This window comes from Dysgonomonas sp. Marseille-P4677 (genome assembly GCF_016652235.1).
Lineage (GTDB): Bacteria > Bacteroidota > Bacteroidia > Bacteroidales > Dysgonomonadaceae > Dysgonomonas.
Genome location: NZ_JAEPKU010000038.1, coordinates 18,180 through 35,169, shown reverse-complemented (window position 1 = coordinate 35,169; position 16,990 = coordinate 18,180). Strand labels below are relative to the sequence as shown.

Below are 16,990 nucleotides of genomic sequence, written 5' to 3'. Positions count from 1 at the left end.
CCAGTATACGGATATTGTCCGCCGATTTGTTTAGTAAGGTGATTGAATTCATAATATTCTATAAAAATTGATTTATGGATTTGCTTATAAAAAGTGACAAAGGTGACAACTTTTTCCTAATTTCTTTATCTGTTACCTTCTTTTGTTACAAGACCACATTATAACTACTGACTATAAAAAGTAATAAAAGTAACACTTTTTAGATACCTTTTATTTGTAACTTTTCAGTTATTAAATCTATAAAAGGACTATATATTAATGATCTAAGATTCTCTATATAGATAAAGATCCCGGAATATGCTATCAGAAAAAGCCCATAAAAAAGGAATCCAAATATAGTTTCCACTTTGAACGGATAATATATCTGGATTCCTCTGTATGGTAAATTAAAGTTTTATTTTGTAAACTCCGAAAGATTGTCCTTGAGTTTGAATATTCAAGATATTTCCATCCATTGTAGCTGTTGCTTTCGTTGGAGTAATGCTCAACGGAGTATCTAACGTATTAACTGCCTTTAGATTATTGTTTTGCATTACAACACAATCGCCAACGGTAAACGTTGTCTTCTTTTTAGTACCGGTTAAGGTTACTTTTATATTCTTACTTTCTGTTCCAGTGTTGGCTACCTTTACAATATAGCAATTTTGATCTTTGTCATAAACAGCCGATGCATAAAGATTTTCTTGTCCCGTAACAGCTTTTTTATCAGGCCATAATAAAGTCATCGTATTGGTTCCTTTATTATGGGCATAAAGTTGTTGCACATAATAATTCGGTGTTTTCATCATTTTCAGATTATCGAACCATATCATGTCAGGGCACCATTGCCATGCATCTATATGAGCAAAAAGAGGTGCATAAGTACACATATGGACTATATCCGCATTGCGTTCCAAACCTGTCATAAATGCTGCCTCCGAAAGGGCAGATAAGAAATTGTTTTGTTTTTTTGTAGGATGATCGTGTGAAGCATATTCTCCTGCAAATACAGCAGGACCTTTTCTATCATAGTTATCATAACGGGAAGCGTTATTGAAGAACCAATCCGGTTCTTTGTAATAGTGTTCGTCAACCAAATCTACTTTTAGTCGTTTCATTTCCGGCCATAAATAATCAAAGGCTTTTCCATCAGCAGAAGGACCAGAACTGCCGATTACTTTTATATTGGGATATTTAGCCCTCATTTCTTTTACGAAAGGAGCAAGGTGGTCTACATATTCCGGACCCCATTGTTCATTACCGATACCAATATATTTAAGGTTGAAAGGAGCAGGGTGTCCCATATCGGCACGTACCTTTCCCCACTTAGATGTTATAGGGCCATTTGCAAACTCTATTAGGTCTAGAGCATCTTGAATATAAGGAGCTAAATTACTAACCGGAACATGTGCGTGCTCGTCTTCATTCTGAAATTGACATGCCAGGCCACAACTTAATACTGGTAGTGGCTCTGCGCCCATATCTTCCGATAAAAGGAAGTACTCATAAAAACCTAGGCCGTAACTTTGATAATAATCAGGGAAAAAGCGATTTGTGAACGTGTAATGCCAGCGATTTTCATTTACAGGTCTGTTTTCAACTGGCCCGATTGTTTTTTTCCAATCATAACGTGTATCAAGGTCTGTGCCTTCTACAATACACCCTCCGGGAAAACGGAAAATGCCCGGATGAATATCTGTTAATGCCTGAGCCAAATCTTTTCGCAAACCATTTTCACGACCTTTATATGTGTCGGTAGGGAATAGCGAAACATGATCTACGGCGATAGAACCTTTTGATACTAAGAATACACGTAAGCGTCCTTTTTCCTCAGTTTCTTTGGCAGTCACTATCACCTGATGTTTTTGCCAATCTGTTGAATTTATGCTTAACTCTTCTGTCCCAATGATATTGTTTTTCGAATTGATAAATTCAATACGGATTTTCTGATCTTCTGTTGTTTTTTCCTTCTTGGCCCATACCGAGAAACGATAAGTAGCATCTTTGACAAATCCGATACCCCTAAATCCTTCATTCTCGATTCCTGTATGTTTATGGGCGTGTCCGGGATTGGATAATACAAGATAATTCGGATTTTTGTCGAAAGGAGAATTGTCTTTCTTCACTTCTACTTTGCCAAAAGTGTACCATCCCATTAAACTTTGAGGAAAGTCGAATGATCTGTTCTTTACTAATTCTGCATATAGCCCGCCATCTGCTCCGAAGTTTATATCTTCGAAGAATAATCCGTACATGGTAGATTGAATAGGGGCACCTACTTTCTTTGTATCCAATGTCAGTTCGTAGGTCTGTTGTGCAATTGCCGTTTGTCCAAAAGCTAAAAGTGCGGCAATGCTTACAATTTTACAAAAATTCTTTTTCATATTTTAATTTCTAAATTTTATTTGTTTCTATATTAGAATACGATAACAAATCCTCCGTTAGGTTGAATCTCAACATTCAATTTTCCGTTGTTGAGAGAAACTTGTTTCTGGTTAAAAGCTCGGTTTGTATCGCCATCTGTAATCATTGTTCCTTCTTCCTGAATATTTAATGCCGATAAGTCTAAATTCAACGATTTAATTTCTGTTTCTGCATTAATACCGGCAATATACCATTTATCTCCTGATCTGCGAGCTAGTACAGCATATTTCGCAGGGAAACCATCTATAAGTTTGATGTCATCCCATACTCTAGGCACATTCTTCATATATTCTTGCACATAGTCAGGTTGTTTAGCCATGCTTTCAGGTGTTTCTACAAAATGTTGGATACCTGATTGAAAGAGTACAGAAAGTGCGATCTCGAAGCCATTAGACGTTCTTTTCTGTATGCCTGGGATTTCTCCGAAACAGACAGGTGTAAAATCCATAGGGCCTACTACATTTCGGGCAAAAATTGCTGTTGCACAATGTTGAGGTGCCAAATCAGCTGTTTCTTGAGCGAAGGTTATGAATTCAAATCCTTTAATAGATTCTAACGACATTAAGTTAGGAAAGGTACGGCTCCATCCACGCGGAACCGTTGTTCCATGAAAGTTAATTAGTAATTTGTAGTCAGCAGCGTCTTGAAGTACATCATAATAATACTGGATAGCAGATGGTGCGTCTCCCGGCCAGAAATCAACTTTTATTCCTTTCACTCCCATTTTACTGATACGTTCGAATTCTGTGCGGCGAGCATCCTTTTCCAATAGTGCGCTTTTAGGAGTATAATGAGTTGTATTCCAGTCACCAGATGAATTATACCACAAGATTATGCCAACATTCTTAGTTTTAGCATAGTCTATCAGTTCTTGTATTCTGGCATAGCCGATACGTTTATCCCATTCTACATCTATCAGTACGTATTCCCATGTCATGGACGAAGCATAGTCGATATATTGTTTTTGACGGTCATAATTTACCGAATTATCTTTTTCTATGCCCCAACTCCATGCTGCAAGTCCCGGATTTATAAAATCGATATTTTGAATTCTACTTGGTTCGGACAGATCTGTAACTATTGTACTTTCAACTATGTCATTTAATCCTCCTAGCATGATAACACGCCATGGAGAATATAGAGGTAATTTTGAAATAGGAGTAACCGGATCGGTAGGTTTTACGCTTTCTCCTTGCTGAGGAAATTCGATAAAATACTCTCCGTTGGGGCTGCTTTGAGCCAAGCGTGTTCCACAATAAGATGGTTCTAAACCTGCTTCTGTGAGTAATACCCAAGTTTCACCTGTTTTATATAACGCAGGGAAACTCCATCCTGCTTTTTTAGGAGCTTCTGTTCCTACAGCTACATCTGTTATATAGTTATCTTCGTAGCTAGGACAGGTTTGTGCCCAGCAATTTTTTACATCATCATGAGGATGTAACCACGCTTTGGCTGAGGTCGCAAATTTGAACGATGTATTTTCTTTTTCAATTGTTTTTTCTTCAGTTGAAGTTTCACCGAAAGCATAGCGGAATGCAAGACCATTATCAGCCAAGTGGAAAGTAATAGTCATTTCTTTTCCTTGGGGATTTTTTACTCTTAAATCCCATTCGTTAGCTTTGAATTTATTATTTAAACGTTTTTCGGCGGGAGTAACATAGGTGCCCTCTACATTGCGCTTTGTGCCAATATTCACGACCTCAAGAGATGAAAAATCTGCATCATTTCTTACTAGCCCCAAAGTCGACGGTTCAATAACAGTTGCTCCATCTTTTTTTACCGTATACTTTAATACTTTAGTAGAGTCTTGATTTATCTCCACCGTTATTTTTCCATTCGGGCTTGTTAAAGTATTCTGCTCGGAGGAGCAGGATACTAACAAAGCAATGACGAAAAGAGGGAGTAATCCCCCTAATACTTTTTTCATAGGTTTTATTTATTTTGATTTAGTTTTTTTATCACTTTAGCAGGATTACCTACAGCAAGGCAATCGGCAGGAATATCTTTTGTTACTACCGAACCAGCACCGATTACAGAGCGATCGCCAATTGTTACCCCCGGACAAATAGTAGAATGTCCTCCAATCCAGCAATCTCTTCCAATTATAATAGGTTTGCATACTTCCCATTCTCTACGATTGGCAATATCTAAGGGATGTCCGGCAGTATATATATGTACTCCCGGTGCGATTAAAGTATTTGCTCCTATTTTAACGGTTCCACCATCAAGAATAACCGCTCCAAAGTTAATATAGACGTTCTCTTCGGCATATATAAGATCTCCATAGTCGCAGTAAAAAGGAGGTTCGAGATGTAAATTCTTCGCTGAATTAGGGCATAATTCATTGATTACGTCCTGAAATTTGTCTGTGTAATATTCAGTGGTATTAAGCTTGTGAAGTATTACTTTTATCTTTTTACGAAGATTTACCATTTCTTCCCCGTGTGCTGTATATCGCTCACCTGCAATCATTTTCTCTTTTTCCGTTTTCATAATGTATTCTATATTAGCAAAGGGGTATTAGTTTGTTTTATATAAGTGTTTTAAATACACTTGCAAGATACTATATAAGTGTAGTAGTTTACACTTATCAAAATATGTTGTATAACATTTTACTGATAATTTGATTATTCAAAGGAATACGAATGAGCTACCATATGTGTAAAAATAAAAGCTACTTTACAATCCCAGGATTGTAAAGTAGCTTTATGCATAGGACGTTACTATTTAGTTTTCTTACCCCAATAAGTCTTATTATTGCTACCATAGGCAGCATAAACAATAGTATGAGTTCGAGGAGTTGCTTCCCAATCTACTTCACGTTGAAGGTACAATTCTACGCCATTAACAGTCAATATTTGTTTGTCTGTATCATAACTCCAGGAAGAACCTTTCCACGTACCATCGGAAACACTATGTTCTGATACAAGTGTCATCAGAGAAGATTCCTTTTGTTTCCCATAGCTATATGACATATCTATATGTTCCCAATTACCGATCAATTCTTCTTCGGTGATAGGTACCTTTGGTACTGCTCCATAACGTTCAGGCATAACCAACGGCCACCCGTCTTTTGTCCAGCGAATGCTGCGGACATGCCCCATCATGATATTATTGTCTACACTTTCGGGTAAACGTCCTTGTGAAGAATAGTACCAATTACCCTTGCCGTCGTCGAATATTGCACAGTGAGAAATACCTACCCAACCATTGCTGTTAGCAAACTTATATGGATGGGTAACCACAGGAAGTATATTAGCTCCATCACTTACATTTGCTCCATCGATTCCCAAGTATGGACCGGTGATGCTTTTTGAACGTGCTACACGTGTATTGTAAGGAACCCCTACTGCATCGTAGGCAACAAACAGATAGTAATAATCCGTTTCGGGGTTATAAATTAGCTCGGGTCCTTCGCTTGCTTGCCAGCGGTCACCAGCTTTTCGAGTGTATATCGATTGTCCATATTCGGAAGGAACACTACCGTCAGCCCATGGTAGGCCTAATGCTTTTTTCGGCATACCAGTAGAGGCATTTAGTTCCATAGCTACTAAGCCGCTGTGCCATGAGCCATAAATTAGCCAATGTTCATTTTGCGCTGTAATTATATATGAAGGATCGATAGCATTCCATTTATAGTAACAGTTTGCCCAATCGTTGGCAGGGATATTGAAATTGAGGCCCTTGTCAGAGGCGTTGGTTACCACATACCCCTTGTCTACCCAACCACTATTATTTGCAGGATCGGAGTTTTCCATCATTCCTATAAAAGCACGCTCTCCCCATGTACCATCTCCATTGAGTAGTCCCGGGCAAACAATAGAATAATACATTCTATATAAACCGTTTTGTACTTTACGTACACAAGGAGCCCAAAAACCAAATTCACCCTCACCGGAACTTTCACTTAAACCCATTTCTTTACGTATTTCGTTTAGTTTGGGCAGTACCCATTCAGGGAGGTTCTTCATTGTTCCACCTAGATATTCCCAATTAACAAGATCTTTGGAACGACGTGCATGGAAATGTCCATCCACTGTATGTACATTACCATACGAGGCGTCGGTCTGATACATGTAGTAATAGTCGTCTTCGGCCAGAATTACCGAGGGGTCGTGTACATTAGCCAGATTCCATTGACTGCGCATATCCCAAGCGGAAATATCAGAATAATTATCGGCATAAGTAGGTGCTTTATACTGTGCCAGTTGTTCGTCTAGTGTCCCTTCATTGGTTAATACTTCTATTTGTGGCGAGTAGACGATTCCTCCGTTATATATACTAACAAAAGCCCGTACGTAATAGGTGGTATTACCTAGCAGACCATCGATTGTTGCAGTAAAGGTTTCATTTCCCTTTCCTATTATCGTCGAGTTGTAGATGTTCGGATCTGGAGTAGTGCTATAGCAAAATCCACGTTTCGAGAGTATTACATCGATCGCCGACAATAATGTTGTCTCTAATTGTACTGATGAGGATGCAATCTCTAGAATTTTTGGGGTTTCGATAATTACACCCTGCTCGCCAAAATCTTTATCATCGTCGTTGCACGCTCCGAGAAGGAGCGTACAACAAATTAATAAGCAAAGCCATTTATAATATTTCATAGTTTCCTATTTTCAAAGTTTATAACTTTTAGATAAAACTTATTTTGAGCCGGAAGAAAGATCCCAACCCGGATTCTGTTTAAGATTCGGCGCTTTTTTCACCTCTGCGTCAGGTAATGGGAAATAATAATTTTTAGGACTGCTGAATGCTCTGGTCGGATGCTTTTGTGCCGGACCGTAAGTATAGACTGTTGAGGCATCCGGAGTAACAGTAACGCCATATATATTGTACACCTGTTTGTAGCGTGGTAGATTCTTTTCGTTACTAGTGGTTTGATTGTCAAAAAGTTTCCATCTTCTTTCATCAAAGAATCTATGGTCTTCAAAACATAGTTCAATCCGTCGCTCGTTACGTATCCGTTCGCGTAGTTGATCTTTTGTCATGCCTTTGTAAGGAGGCATTCCCACCCGGGCGCGAACTTGATTTACATATTGGTAAGCCTGATCCGGGCCATAGGCTTCATTGATGGCCTCGGCAGCGTTTAGTAACACTTCTCCGTAACGGAAGATAGGACAAGCATGGTTATATGAAGATGGGCTTTTAAATGACATATTATTAAGGAATTTTTTTGTGTAATATCCTGTCAGTGTACCTCCATGTAATGCTTGATAATCCTGTCCGTCAGGATATGACACATCGACGGGTCTTTGTTCTTCTTGTAAAGGGTCGCCCCAAATAGATCCGTTACGTAAGATTGTTTGTTCTAACCGAGGATCGCGGTTTGCATATGGGTTCTGATCGTTATAAGTAGGGTCTTGATCGATAGGTAAACCATTGATGGTTTCATAACTATCAACTAAATTCTGTGTCGGATTAGTACGTCCGGTAGAATTTGCTGTTCCGCTAAATCCACAAGGTGCTAAAAATAGCTCGATTTCATAAGTACTCCAAACTGAACGTGTAAGAATATACTCATCATTATAATACGGTGTCGTTACAAAGCATTCGTAATAATTCTTGTTCGGATTATTATCACTTGTTGTATATAGTTTGTAGCGCTTACTTTGGCTATTGTTCTTTGTAATGAGGTCTTGTGCTGCTGTAGCTGCTTCCTTCCAATATGAAACATCATTACTTGGATTATGAAGGGCTGAGGCTCTATATAACAAAGCTCTGGATTTTAAAGCATAAGCCGCCGCTCCGTTTACACGCCCCCAGTTTTCATCTTCATTGCTGTAGCGATACGGTAATTTATCCTTTACAGCATCACATTCATCGGCAATCCACTTCAAAGCATCAGCACAACTAGTACGTGCTCTGTTCATTGTTTCTGTATCGCTTGGATCAAATACGATTGGTTGCCCGTTTTCATCATCACCGATAATAGGCACATCGCCAAACCAACAAGCTATATCGAAATGGAAGATAGCACGAAGCAAGCGAGCTTCAGCTATATTACGGTCGTAAAGATGATTGTCGTCGCCAACTTTTTCCGAATTTCCGATTACTGATTGGCGCGCATTTTTCATAAATTGGTTTGCAGCTCTGATTCCTTTAAAATCTTTCGGCCAAAAATCTTTCGCAAAAGGATGGTCCGTAGCAGAATAACTATCAGTAAGTACACTGTGATAGTAATGAACATCCCAGAAGGAAAGAGAATTGTCTGTCATACAATCGCGTGAGGCAGCTAGAAACTGACCATTATTGTATCCTGCAAATGGGTCCGGCAAATATGTATATATATTAGCCAGAAATCCTCGCGTATTCTCAAAGCTGCTAAATACCTGTTCGTCTGAAAGTGACAGATCGACTTCTTTTTCCAGAAAATCATTACAACTAAAAAGTCCTAATGTAAACAGGGCTGTAGCGAGATATATTTTAATCTTTTTCATCTTATATTCCATATTAGTTCTTTAATTAAAAGCCGATGTTGATACCAAATGAGAACGAACGAGTTTTGGGATACCACCAGCAATAACTCATTGGTTTCTCCGGATCCAGATCTTTAGGCAAATGACTCCAGTTATACAGATTATAACCACTGAAATATACACGACACTTCGTTAAATTTGCTTTTGCAATAAGCTTCTTAGGAAGAGAGTAACCCACTTCTATATTTCGTAATGACAGATAGTCTCCATTTACAATCCAAATATCATTCTGATAAGTTCCTGTACTGCGGTCACTATCGATAGGGTTAAAACCTCCATAAGTAGGACGAGGGTACGTCGCATTTATATTGCGTGAATCAGCCGGATTATCATTATAGTATCCCCAAGCTTTAGTTACCTCATGTGTTCCCATATTACTCCAACCTGAATAGCTCATAGCAGGCGACAAGAATACCGAGCGGTTCAGATAAGCTGTAAATACAGCACGAGCGTCAAATCCAGCATATTCAAATCCGAGAGTTACGGATGGTATCAATTCAGGAATTATTGTATAAGTATCCGGAAGCATATCGTTCGAATCAATCTGTCGGTCGCCGTTCAGATCTTTAAATACTGCTGTCCCTAACTGTTGGGCTCCATTTGAGGCTGTATTGTATGGATATTTCTCCGGATTGTCGATAGCATCTTGCTGACTTGATGCAACACGATTAGGATCACTTGCCCAACCATCGAATTTGTAAATATTCCATCCTCCGACACCGTTTGAGAAAGAACTTTCGTAAAGCTCGGCCACAGAGGTATAGTCTCGTATACGATCGCCGGTTTTACGTTGCCAAGGCACATTTGGTTCGGTTTCGTCCATCTCGGTAATCTTATTGGTATTATATGTCAACATTCCTTCGATAAAGTAGTTAACCTTTCCTATGTTGTCTCGATGTCCGATAGATAATTCGATTCCTTTAGATTCCACCTTCCCGTAAGAATCCTGAGCCACTGTAACACCGACTAAGCTAGGAATTGTGGAACGATCGACCAAAATATTTGAACGCCATTCTTTAAATGCATCTACCGAACCATATAGTTTCTTATTCCAAAAGTCAAAGTCTAAGCCTAGATTCAACATTTCGGAAAGTTCCCACTTATTGTTGTTACTACCGGCCAAACTTTCATAAATGCCCTCAATATTTGAACTGGAAGTACCAAAACTATATCCTGTCCCTGATTTATAGGTGCTTTGGTATGGATAACGATTAGCTCCTGTTGTCGACTGTCCCGATGTTCCGTATGAAGCACGAAGTTTGAGTAAATTCAGATTCTTGTTTTTCAGCCATGCTTCTTCAGAAGCTACCCAACCAATAGAAGTTCCCCAGAATGTATCCCAACGATCATCCGGTGCGAAGTTATCGCAACCCATATGAGAAATATTTCCGGAGAATATGTATCTGTTACCATATACATAAGTTGCTTGTCCGTTATATGACATAAATCTATTGGATGATGTATTGCTGTAATCGGTATTTTCAATTCTATTCACTGCATTTTGATAAGTTCGGAAAAACATACGTGCATTAACATTATGTTTCCCGAATGTTTTATCATATGAGAGCCCTGCATTGAAGTTTACATTATAGAAATTACTTCGTTCGATAGCTGAAGGATCTGTTAATGCCATATAAGAAGTCATTCTAGTCAAAGTGAACTCTGACGGATCTGTAACCAAAGCATTTGTGTAATCATAATAATAAGAGTTGATACTATTCCTTTGAGTGGACTCAAACACATCATAGGAGTCGAAACTCACCATTGCATTTGCTTTCAATCCGGAAACCAGAACTCCTAAATCTCCTGTTAAATTTACAGTGGAATATAGGTTCCGACGACGATTTTTTTCCTGACCTGATGAGGCAAGCAAACGTGCAGGATTATTGGCTGTACTCGAAGAATAAATTTGTCCACCCGGTGTGAAAACTGGCTCCATAGGGTTAGCTTCTACTGCGCCGAATGTTACTAAGTTAAATACACCGGTAGTCGGCTGCGTGATGTTGTCTATACGTCCGCCTAAGTCTAACGATACATTTAAATATTTATTTACATCTATGTCCAGATTTGAACGTAGGTTGTAGCGGTTCAGTACATGCTGTGTATTATAACCTTCATTATAGTTGGTCCATGTATCGTTCCACATACCTTCCTGACGGAGATAAGAGAATGATACATAATAGCGCGCACGTGCATTACCTCCGCTAATCTGCATATTTGTTTTATACATTGGAGCAGTCTCCCGATATAGCTCTTCGAACCAGTTTGTATTAAAATACTTATATTGATCTATACCGGATAGTTGTTCTCCTGAAGATACACGACGGTACATTTCTATTTGCTCGTTTGAATACATAGGGTCGAGTTTATCCAGATACCTGACCTGATTACGAGTAAGAGCCATATTGTAGGAATTCTGAGTCTCCATTCTGTTGCTCAATGTCTGGAATCCTATTTCCTGCGTAAAGTCAATTTTTGTTTTTCCTGCTACACCACGCTTGGTTGTAACCATAACCACTCCATTGGCACCACGCATGCCATATATGGCTGTAGCAGCTGCATCTTTCAATATGGTAATGCTTTCTATAGGAAACGCGTCTAAAAACGAAAGGTCTCTTTCTACATTATCTACAATTATCAGTGGACTACGTGCACCCTTGTTCATTGTGCGCAGACCACGTATATACATGGCCGTTTCTGTCCATCCCGGTTCGCTCGACCATTCATATGTTTCCATTCCGGTTACGGTAGAAGTAAAGGCATTTTGAAGCACCGTAATAGGATGCTTCTGTAGCTCTTCGCCGGTTACTACGGAAGTAGATTCGGTCATAAATTTCTTAGGTTTACGACCAAAAGGTACCGGCATAGTATGTGCATATTCGTCAAGATCGGCTTCCATCACGACTTGTAAATCGTTGGTAAATTCAGTAATGTCAGTGATAACATTTTTATAGCCGATACTGCTGACGCACAACTCATCATCTATTTTTACATTCTTTAGACTGAAATATCCATTCTCATCGGAAAGAGCAATACGGCTCTGTTCGGCTATATTTACTACTGCGCCGACAACAGGATTACCCTCGGAATCCACGATACGTCCTGTCAATACCTGCATTTCTTGTGCCCAGGTATTGCAGACTACTAACATCAGGACTCCCATCAACAGAAACTTACTTATCCCTGTTAATTTATTTATTATATTATTTATGCTTGTATACATATGTATTCAATTTAAGGATTACCAACCCGGATTATTTTCAATGCCTGTTTTCCAAACTTCCCCTTCCGGAATTGGATAGAGATACATTTTTTTCTCAAATACACGGTTCTGTGCTATCTTGCGCGTAATAGTTCCGTCTGTACTCACATTCACTCCATAGATAGGACGTGTCATAACTTCTACTGCTACATCCCAGCGACGGATATCCCAAGCGCGATGCTCTTCGAAGGCTAGTTCTATAGTGCGTTCTTTATGAATGAAATTACGCATATTGTCTTTAGACGAGGTCAGATCATTGCGATTCGCTATGTTACCACTAATGCCTGCACGGTGACGAATCTGGTCAAGCATATTGTATACTTCAGCAGTTGGACCTTGAGCCTCGTTCAGGGCTTCGGCATAATTGAGCAGTATTTCTGCATATCGGATGATAGTCCACAAACGATATGCACTTTGCGAATGCTCTGCGCTTAATATCGTTTCGGGAATATACTTGCGCACGTAATAGCCTGTAGGTGTCGCATTTGTATTTCCTATAGGATTGTCACGTTGTCCCAATACCACATTGATAGTGCCATTACCCCATTTAGCTCCATTGTATAAGACAGTTGCAGATAGACGAGGATCACGATTCGTCCAAGGATTTGCCTCACTGTAACCACTGGCGGTATTGATTTCCGGAGTAGCCGGGTTGCCTTTGTAAACAGGGGCTCCGGTTGCGTCATATTGTGTAAATGGAGAAGATCCATCAGCCATATCGTACATATCTACTAAGTTTTGAGACGGACAAAGGCCTCCATTACCACCTTCGCCCACAGGAGAATCGTTTTTAATTGCATCCCATCTGATGACGACATCGTTACGATAGAATATTACCTCTTTGTTATTTCCTGAGTATGCTGTCCTTAGTAAAGCGTTTGTATATGCCTCCACGCCTAATGGTTTCCCATTGGCATCAGCTACTTTAAATAGACTGAAATGAGAGCCATAATCGTCTATAAAACTCTTGGCCGCATCGGCAGCTTCTTGCCAAGTGATGCCGGATTCGGCACTATAGCGAGGGCTGGCCATATAAAGCATGATACGTGAATAAAGCGCGCGCGCCATAGGTTGTCCAATACGTCCCGCACGGCTTGAATTCCATGCATCGTCATAATTCATCAATCCGGTTTCACATTCATTCAGTTCTTTCAGAATAAAGTCTACTACATATTCTTTTACAGTCGGACGAGTCGTATAATTGCTTAATAGGTCACCGTCAGGGTCGAGAACTTCCGTTACCAAAGGAATAGGGCCGTAACGCAGGAAAAGCTCCCAGTAGAAGAAGGCTCGTAAGAAACGGGCTTCTGAAGTATAATTTAGTTTATCTTGTTCATATTGTGTTTCGCTCAAAGATGGCTCTTTGGGAACTTTTTCTATACGGGTGATAATCATGTTGCATTTACGAATTCCCCGATAATAATGTTCCCATGTGCCTGTAAGTTCTGATTCACCGGCTGAACTATAATAGTTACCAATATTGAATGATGTTCTTACTCCACCCGAAGAGTAGCTGGTCTGAGCGAGATCGGTTGTGGCGTCTAACCAAGAATCTTTGATCCGACAAGCACCATGACGCAGAAAGTTGTAAGTATCATAATGGAATTCTTCCATCAAGGTCCAGTCGCTGAATACTTCTTCCTCTGTCAGCTCATTACTAGGTTGTTTGTCCAGAAAATTGCCGAAAGCATCCTCACAAGAAGTCAGCAATATGACAGAAGATATACTCAACGCAAATAGGCTATATAATAATGTTTTCTTCATGTTTTATCAGAATTTAATATTTACACCAAAATTCACAGTTTTCATAATAGGATATCGGTTAGAGCCATTACTCTCAGGATCGGTTAATCCATCCAGATCGTCCCAGGTAATCAGATTATTGGCATTGAGGTATAAGCGGCAATCACTCATTCCTACTTTCTGGGCCCAATCGGTTGGTAGCGTATAACTTAATTCGATGTTCTTCAGGCGGACAAAAGCTCCGTTTCTAAGGAAGAATGAGTTCTGACGCTGATTGTGATCTCCATAATTATTATAATGTAATAATGGGTATTGAGCATTAGCCAAATTATAGGACTCGCTTTGAGCCGGATTCCAACGGTTAAGATGGTGTTCTTTCACTTTACCGCCATCTACAAAGGCATACATAGCTTCGGCATCGTAGTAGCGACTTACGTGGTCTACTCCCTGGAACATTACATTGAATCCCCAATTTTTATAGTTAAGTCCTAATGTCAACGCATACATATTTTCAGGAATATCACTGTTTCCAATATAGGTTTCATCTCTTTCGTCGATAAAGCCGTCTCCGTTCATATCACGATATTTCAAATCGCCCACTTGTACATCACCAAAGGTAGAAACTGGGAGATTGCCATTGTTTATATCAGCTTGTGTAACAAAGCCTTCACATAGTAAACCAAAATATTGGTTAATAGGATGTCCTTCACGTTTGCGATACTCCGTCTTGAGATTTGGTTCATCCATATCCAGAATTTCGTTGCGGGCATGGGAATAAGTAAGACCAATATAGTAGTTAAAATCTTTTCCTAAACGATCGTTATATTTCAATTCAATTTCGTAACCGCTATTTTTTGTTTTACCCAGATTCCCGGCTGCCATTGCAACACCTACCCATTGAGGACGAGTAAGGTATTCGGTTAATATGTCGTTACGTTTTTCGTAGAATAGATCGATATTTCCGTTCAATTTACTTTTAAATAGTCCAAATTCGAGACCTAGATTGTATTTGTGAGCGCGTTCCCAGGTAACTCCATAGTTCGGATATTGGGCTTCGTAGATACCATTCTTTCCTGTAGTGCCAAAGTAATAATTGTTTGATTTTTGAGACCACTTTTCTTCGTATAAGAAGCGTTGCCTTACACCGTTGACCTGATAAATGTCATTTCCTACTTGTCCGTATGAAGCACGAAATTTCAGGTTATCTAACCAATCTTGTGTATCTTTCATAAATTCTTCGTTAGCAATACGCCAGCCAAGAGAGAAAGATGGGAAGAATCCAAAACGTTTGCCACGCATAAAGTTTTCAGATCCATTGTATCCTGCATTGAATTCGGCAAGATAACGTCCATCGTAGCCATACGTAACACGGCCTACCAATCCTTGGTAGCGTTGAGCCAAATCGGATTTGTATCGGTAATCGTTTTGCATATAGAGCATCATGGCTGTTATGTCGTGCTTGTCGAATTTGCGGGCATAGTTTATCTGAGCTTCCATATAAAGTTTATAAATGGATTCGAATTTGCGCCAATCTTTCAAATCATCATTGCTGACAAGGGCTAATTCCGTATCTTTATTGAATTGGTTATAAGCATCAATAGAAGTATGATTGGCACGGTCGTTCAATTCATAAGTGGCGAATCCTGCCGAATAAAGATTGGTATGGTAATTTTCGTAGTCGAATGAAAGCATTGCTTTAGCACTTAAGCCCTTGGTTAGCTTATCCATTTTGTAATCTACGATGAAGTTAGTCTCGTTGATGGTATTTACCGCACGATAATAACCTCCTTCAGCCAACGCTGCTACAATGTTATTCTGATATTGTGAACTACCTCCATAAAGAGTCTTAGTGCTTTCTCCATTCTGTACTGTATAAGATACAGGGAATAGCCAGCCCGGAGTATGATTTAGTTGATAGAATATATCACTCTTAGTATCAGACTCCTCTGTATTAGAACCTTTACGCTCTTCGAAGCGGGTACCAAAATTTATAGAGAATGTTAAGTCGTTAGTCAGAAAAAAGTCGGTATTAGCCCTGAAGGCATAACGACGGAAATGGGGACTCGAACTATTGCCATACACATTATTACTCAGATTTTTGATCATAGAAGATTGATCGTAGAACTCGCCGGATGCATAATATCTCATACGCTTGGTTCCACCACGTACACTTACATTGTAACGCTGTGCAGGAGCAGAGCTTTTCAGTACTTCGTCATACCAGTCCACATTCGGATAGAGCATTGCATCTAATCCATTCAACTCACCAGCACTGGATTTTCGATACATTTCGATGTCACTTGCTGAAAATTGAGAAGGTAGTCCATCGTTAGCTAAAGCTTCTTCGAGCAGAGTCACTGACTCATAAGAATTGAGGTAAGTATCTTTGCGGGTCGGACTTTGAATTTGCCAGTTTGCGGTCAGGTTTACTTCCGGCTTTTGTTCTTTTCCTCTTTTTGTAGTAATCAACATCACTCCATTTGCTCCGCGAACACCATATACAGCTGTGGCTGAAGCATCCTTCAATACCGAAATAGTTTCGATATCATCGGGAGCAATTTGGGAAAAAGGACGTTCTATTCCGTCTACTAAGATGAGGGGTTGTGCATCGCCAGCAAAAGTGGCACGTCCACGTATATAGATTTGTGCATCATCCGCACCTGGCGCACCGGAACCCTGTGATGTGACAACACCGCTTATTTTTCCGGCAATAGCCTGTGATACATTTCCAGAAGGTGACTGTAGCAAATCTTTGGAGGTTACTTGCGAAATAGCTCCTACAACGCTTTCTTTCTTCTGTGCACCATAGCCTACTACTATCACTTCACCCAACATCTCAGAATTTTCTCTTAGTATTACATCTATAGTCGTTTTTCCTTTCAGGCTTATTTCTTGTGCCAGAAAGCCTATGTATGAGATCTGTAATGCAGAGTTATCGCTGCTTACTTTTAATGTAAATTTTCCGTCATCATCGGTAATGGTACCATTAGTTGTTCCCTTTTCGACTATACTAGCTCCAATAATGGTTTCTCCGGTAACATCTTTCACGACTCCTGTCACTTGCTTAGATTGCGCCCATGCATTCTGTCCAACCAACATTAAG

At 39.7% G+C, this 16,990-nt stretch carries 8 protein-coding genes; all 8 read right to left on the bottom strand.

Annotated elements, in window-relative coordinates; translation table 11 throughout:
• Nucleotides 1-386: 386 nt before the first annotated feature.
• Nucleotides 387-2,363 (bottom strand): alpha-L-arabinofuranosidase C-terminal domain-containing protein, encoded by a 1,977-nt coding sequence (locus JGH11_RS08780; RefSeq protein ID WP_201111209.1) that lies wholly within the window; start codon nt 2,361-2,363, stop codon nt 387-389.
• 32 nt (nt 2,364-2,395) lie between these two features.
• Complete coding sequence (locus JGH11_RS08775; protein WP_201111208.1) at nt 2,396-4,330, bottom strand: glycoside hydrolase family 97 protein; 1,935 nt, start codon at nt 4,328-4,330, stop codon at nt 2,396-2,398.
• Nucleotides 4,331-4,335: 5 nt separating this feature from the next.
• Nucleotides 4,336-4,896 carry a sugar O-acetyltransferase gene (locus JGH11_RS08770; RefSeq protein WP_201111207.1) on the bottom strand — a complete coding sequence of 187 codons (561 nt, stop codon included), beginning with the start codon at nt 4,894-4,896 and terminating at the stop codon, nt 4,336-4,338.
• Nucleotides 4,897-5,126: 230 nt separating this feature from the next.
• Nucleotides 5,127-7,010 (bottom strand): arabinan endo-1,5-alpha-L-arabinosidase, encoded by a 1,884-nt coding sequence (locus tag JGH11_RS08765; protein ID WP_201111206.1) that lies wholly within the window; start codon nt 7,008-7,010, stop codon nt 5,127-5,129.
• Between the two features lie 39 nt (nt 7,011-7,049).
• Entirely contained in the window at nt 7,050-8,843 is a 1,794-nt protein-coding gene (locus JGH11_RS08760; RefSeq protein WP_201111205.1) for a RagB/SusD family nutrient uptake outer membrane protein, read from the bottom strand.
• Nucleotides 8,844-8,868: 25 nt separating this feature from the next.
• Nucleotides 8,869-12,105, bottom strand: coding sequence for a SusC/RagA family TonB-linked outer membrane protein (locus JGH11_RS08755; protein ID WP_201111204.1), 3,237 nt, complete (start codon nt 12,103-12,105; stop codon nt 8,869-8,871).
• 18 nt (nt 12,106-12,123) lie between these two features.
• Nucleotides 12,124-13,908, bottom strand: coding sequence for a RagB/SusD family nutrient uptake outer membrane protein (locus tag JGH11_RS08750; RefSeq protein WP_201111203.1), 1,785 nt, complete (start codon nt 13,906-13,908; stop codon nt 12,124-12,126).
• A gap of 6 nt (nt 13,909-13,914) precedes the next feature.
• Entirely contained in the window at nt 13,915-16,986 is a 3,072-nt protein-coding gene (locus JGH11_RS08745; protein ID WP_370567582.1) for a SusC/RagA family TonB-linked outer membrane protein, read from the bottom strand.
• Nucleotides 16,987-16,990 lie beyond the last annotated feature (4 nt).

Coding starts and splice junctions, on each gene's coding strand:
- JGH11_RS08780 (WP_201111209.1), bottom strand. CDS start 2,363: ATGAAAAAGAATTTTTGTAAAATTGTAAGCATTGCCGCACTTTTAGCT.
- JGH11_RS08775 (WP_201111208.1), bottom strand. CDS start 4,330: ATGAAAAAAGTATTAGGGGGATTACTCCCTCTTTTCGTCATTGCTTTG.
- JGH11_RS08770 (WP_201111207.1), bottom strand. CDS start 4,896: ATGAAAACGGAAAAAGAGAAAATGATTGCAGGTGAGCGATATACAGCA.
- JGH11_RS08765 (WP_201111206.1), bottom strand. CDS start 7,010: ATGAAATATTATAAATGGCTTTGCTTATTAATTTGTTGTACGCTCCTT.
- JGH11_RS08760 (WP_201111205.1), bottom strand. CDS start 8,843: ATGAAAAAGATTAAAATATATCTCGCTACAGCCCTGTTTACATTAGGA.
- JGH11_RS08755 (WP_201111204.1), bottom strand. CDS start 12,105: ATGTATACAAGCATAAATAATATAATAAATAAATTAACAGGGATAAGT.
- JGH11_RS08750 (WP_201111203.1), bottom strand. CDS start 13,908: ATGAAGAAAACATTATTATATAGCCTATTTGCGTTGAGTATATCTTCT.
- JGH11_RS08745 (WP_370567582.1), bottom strand. CDS start 16,986: ATGTTGGTTGGACAGAATGCATGGGCGCAATCTAAGCAAGTGACAGGA.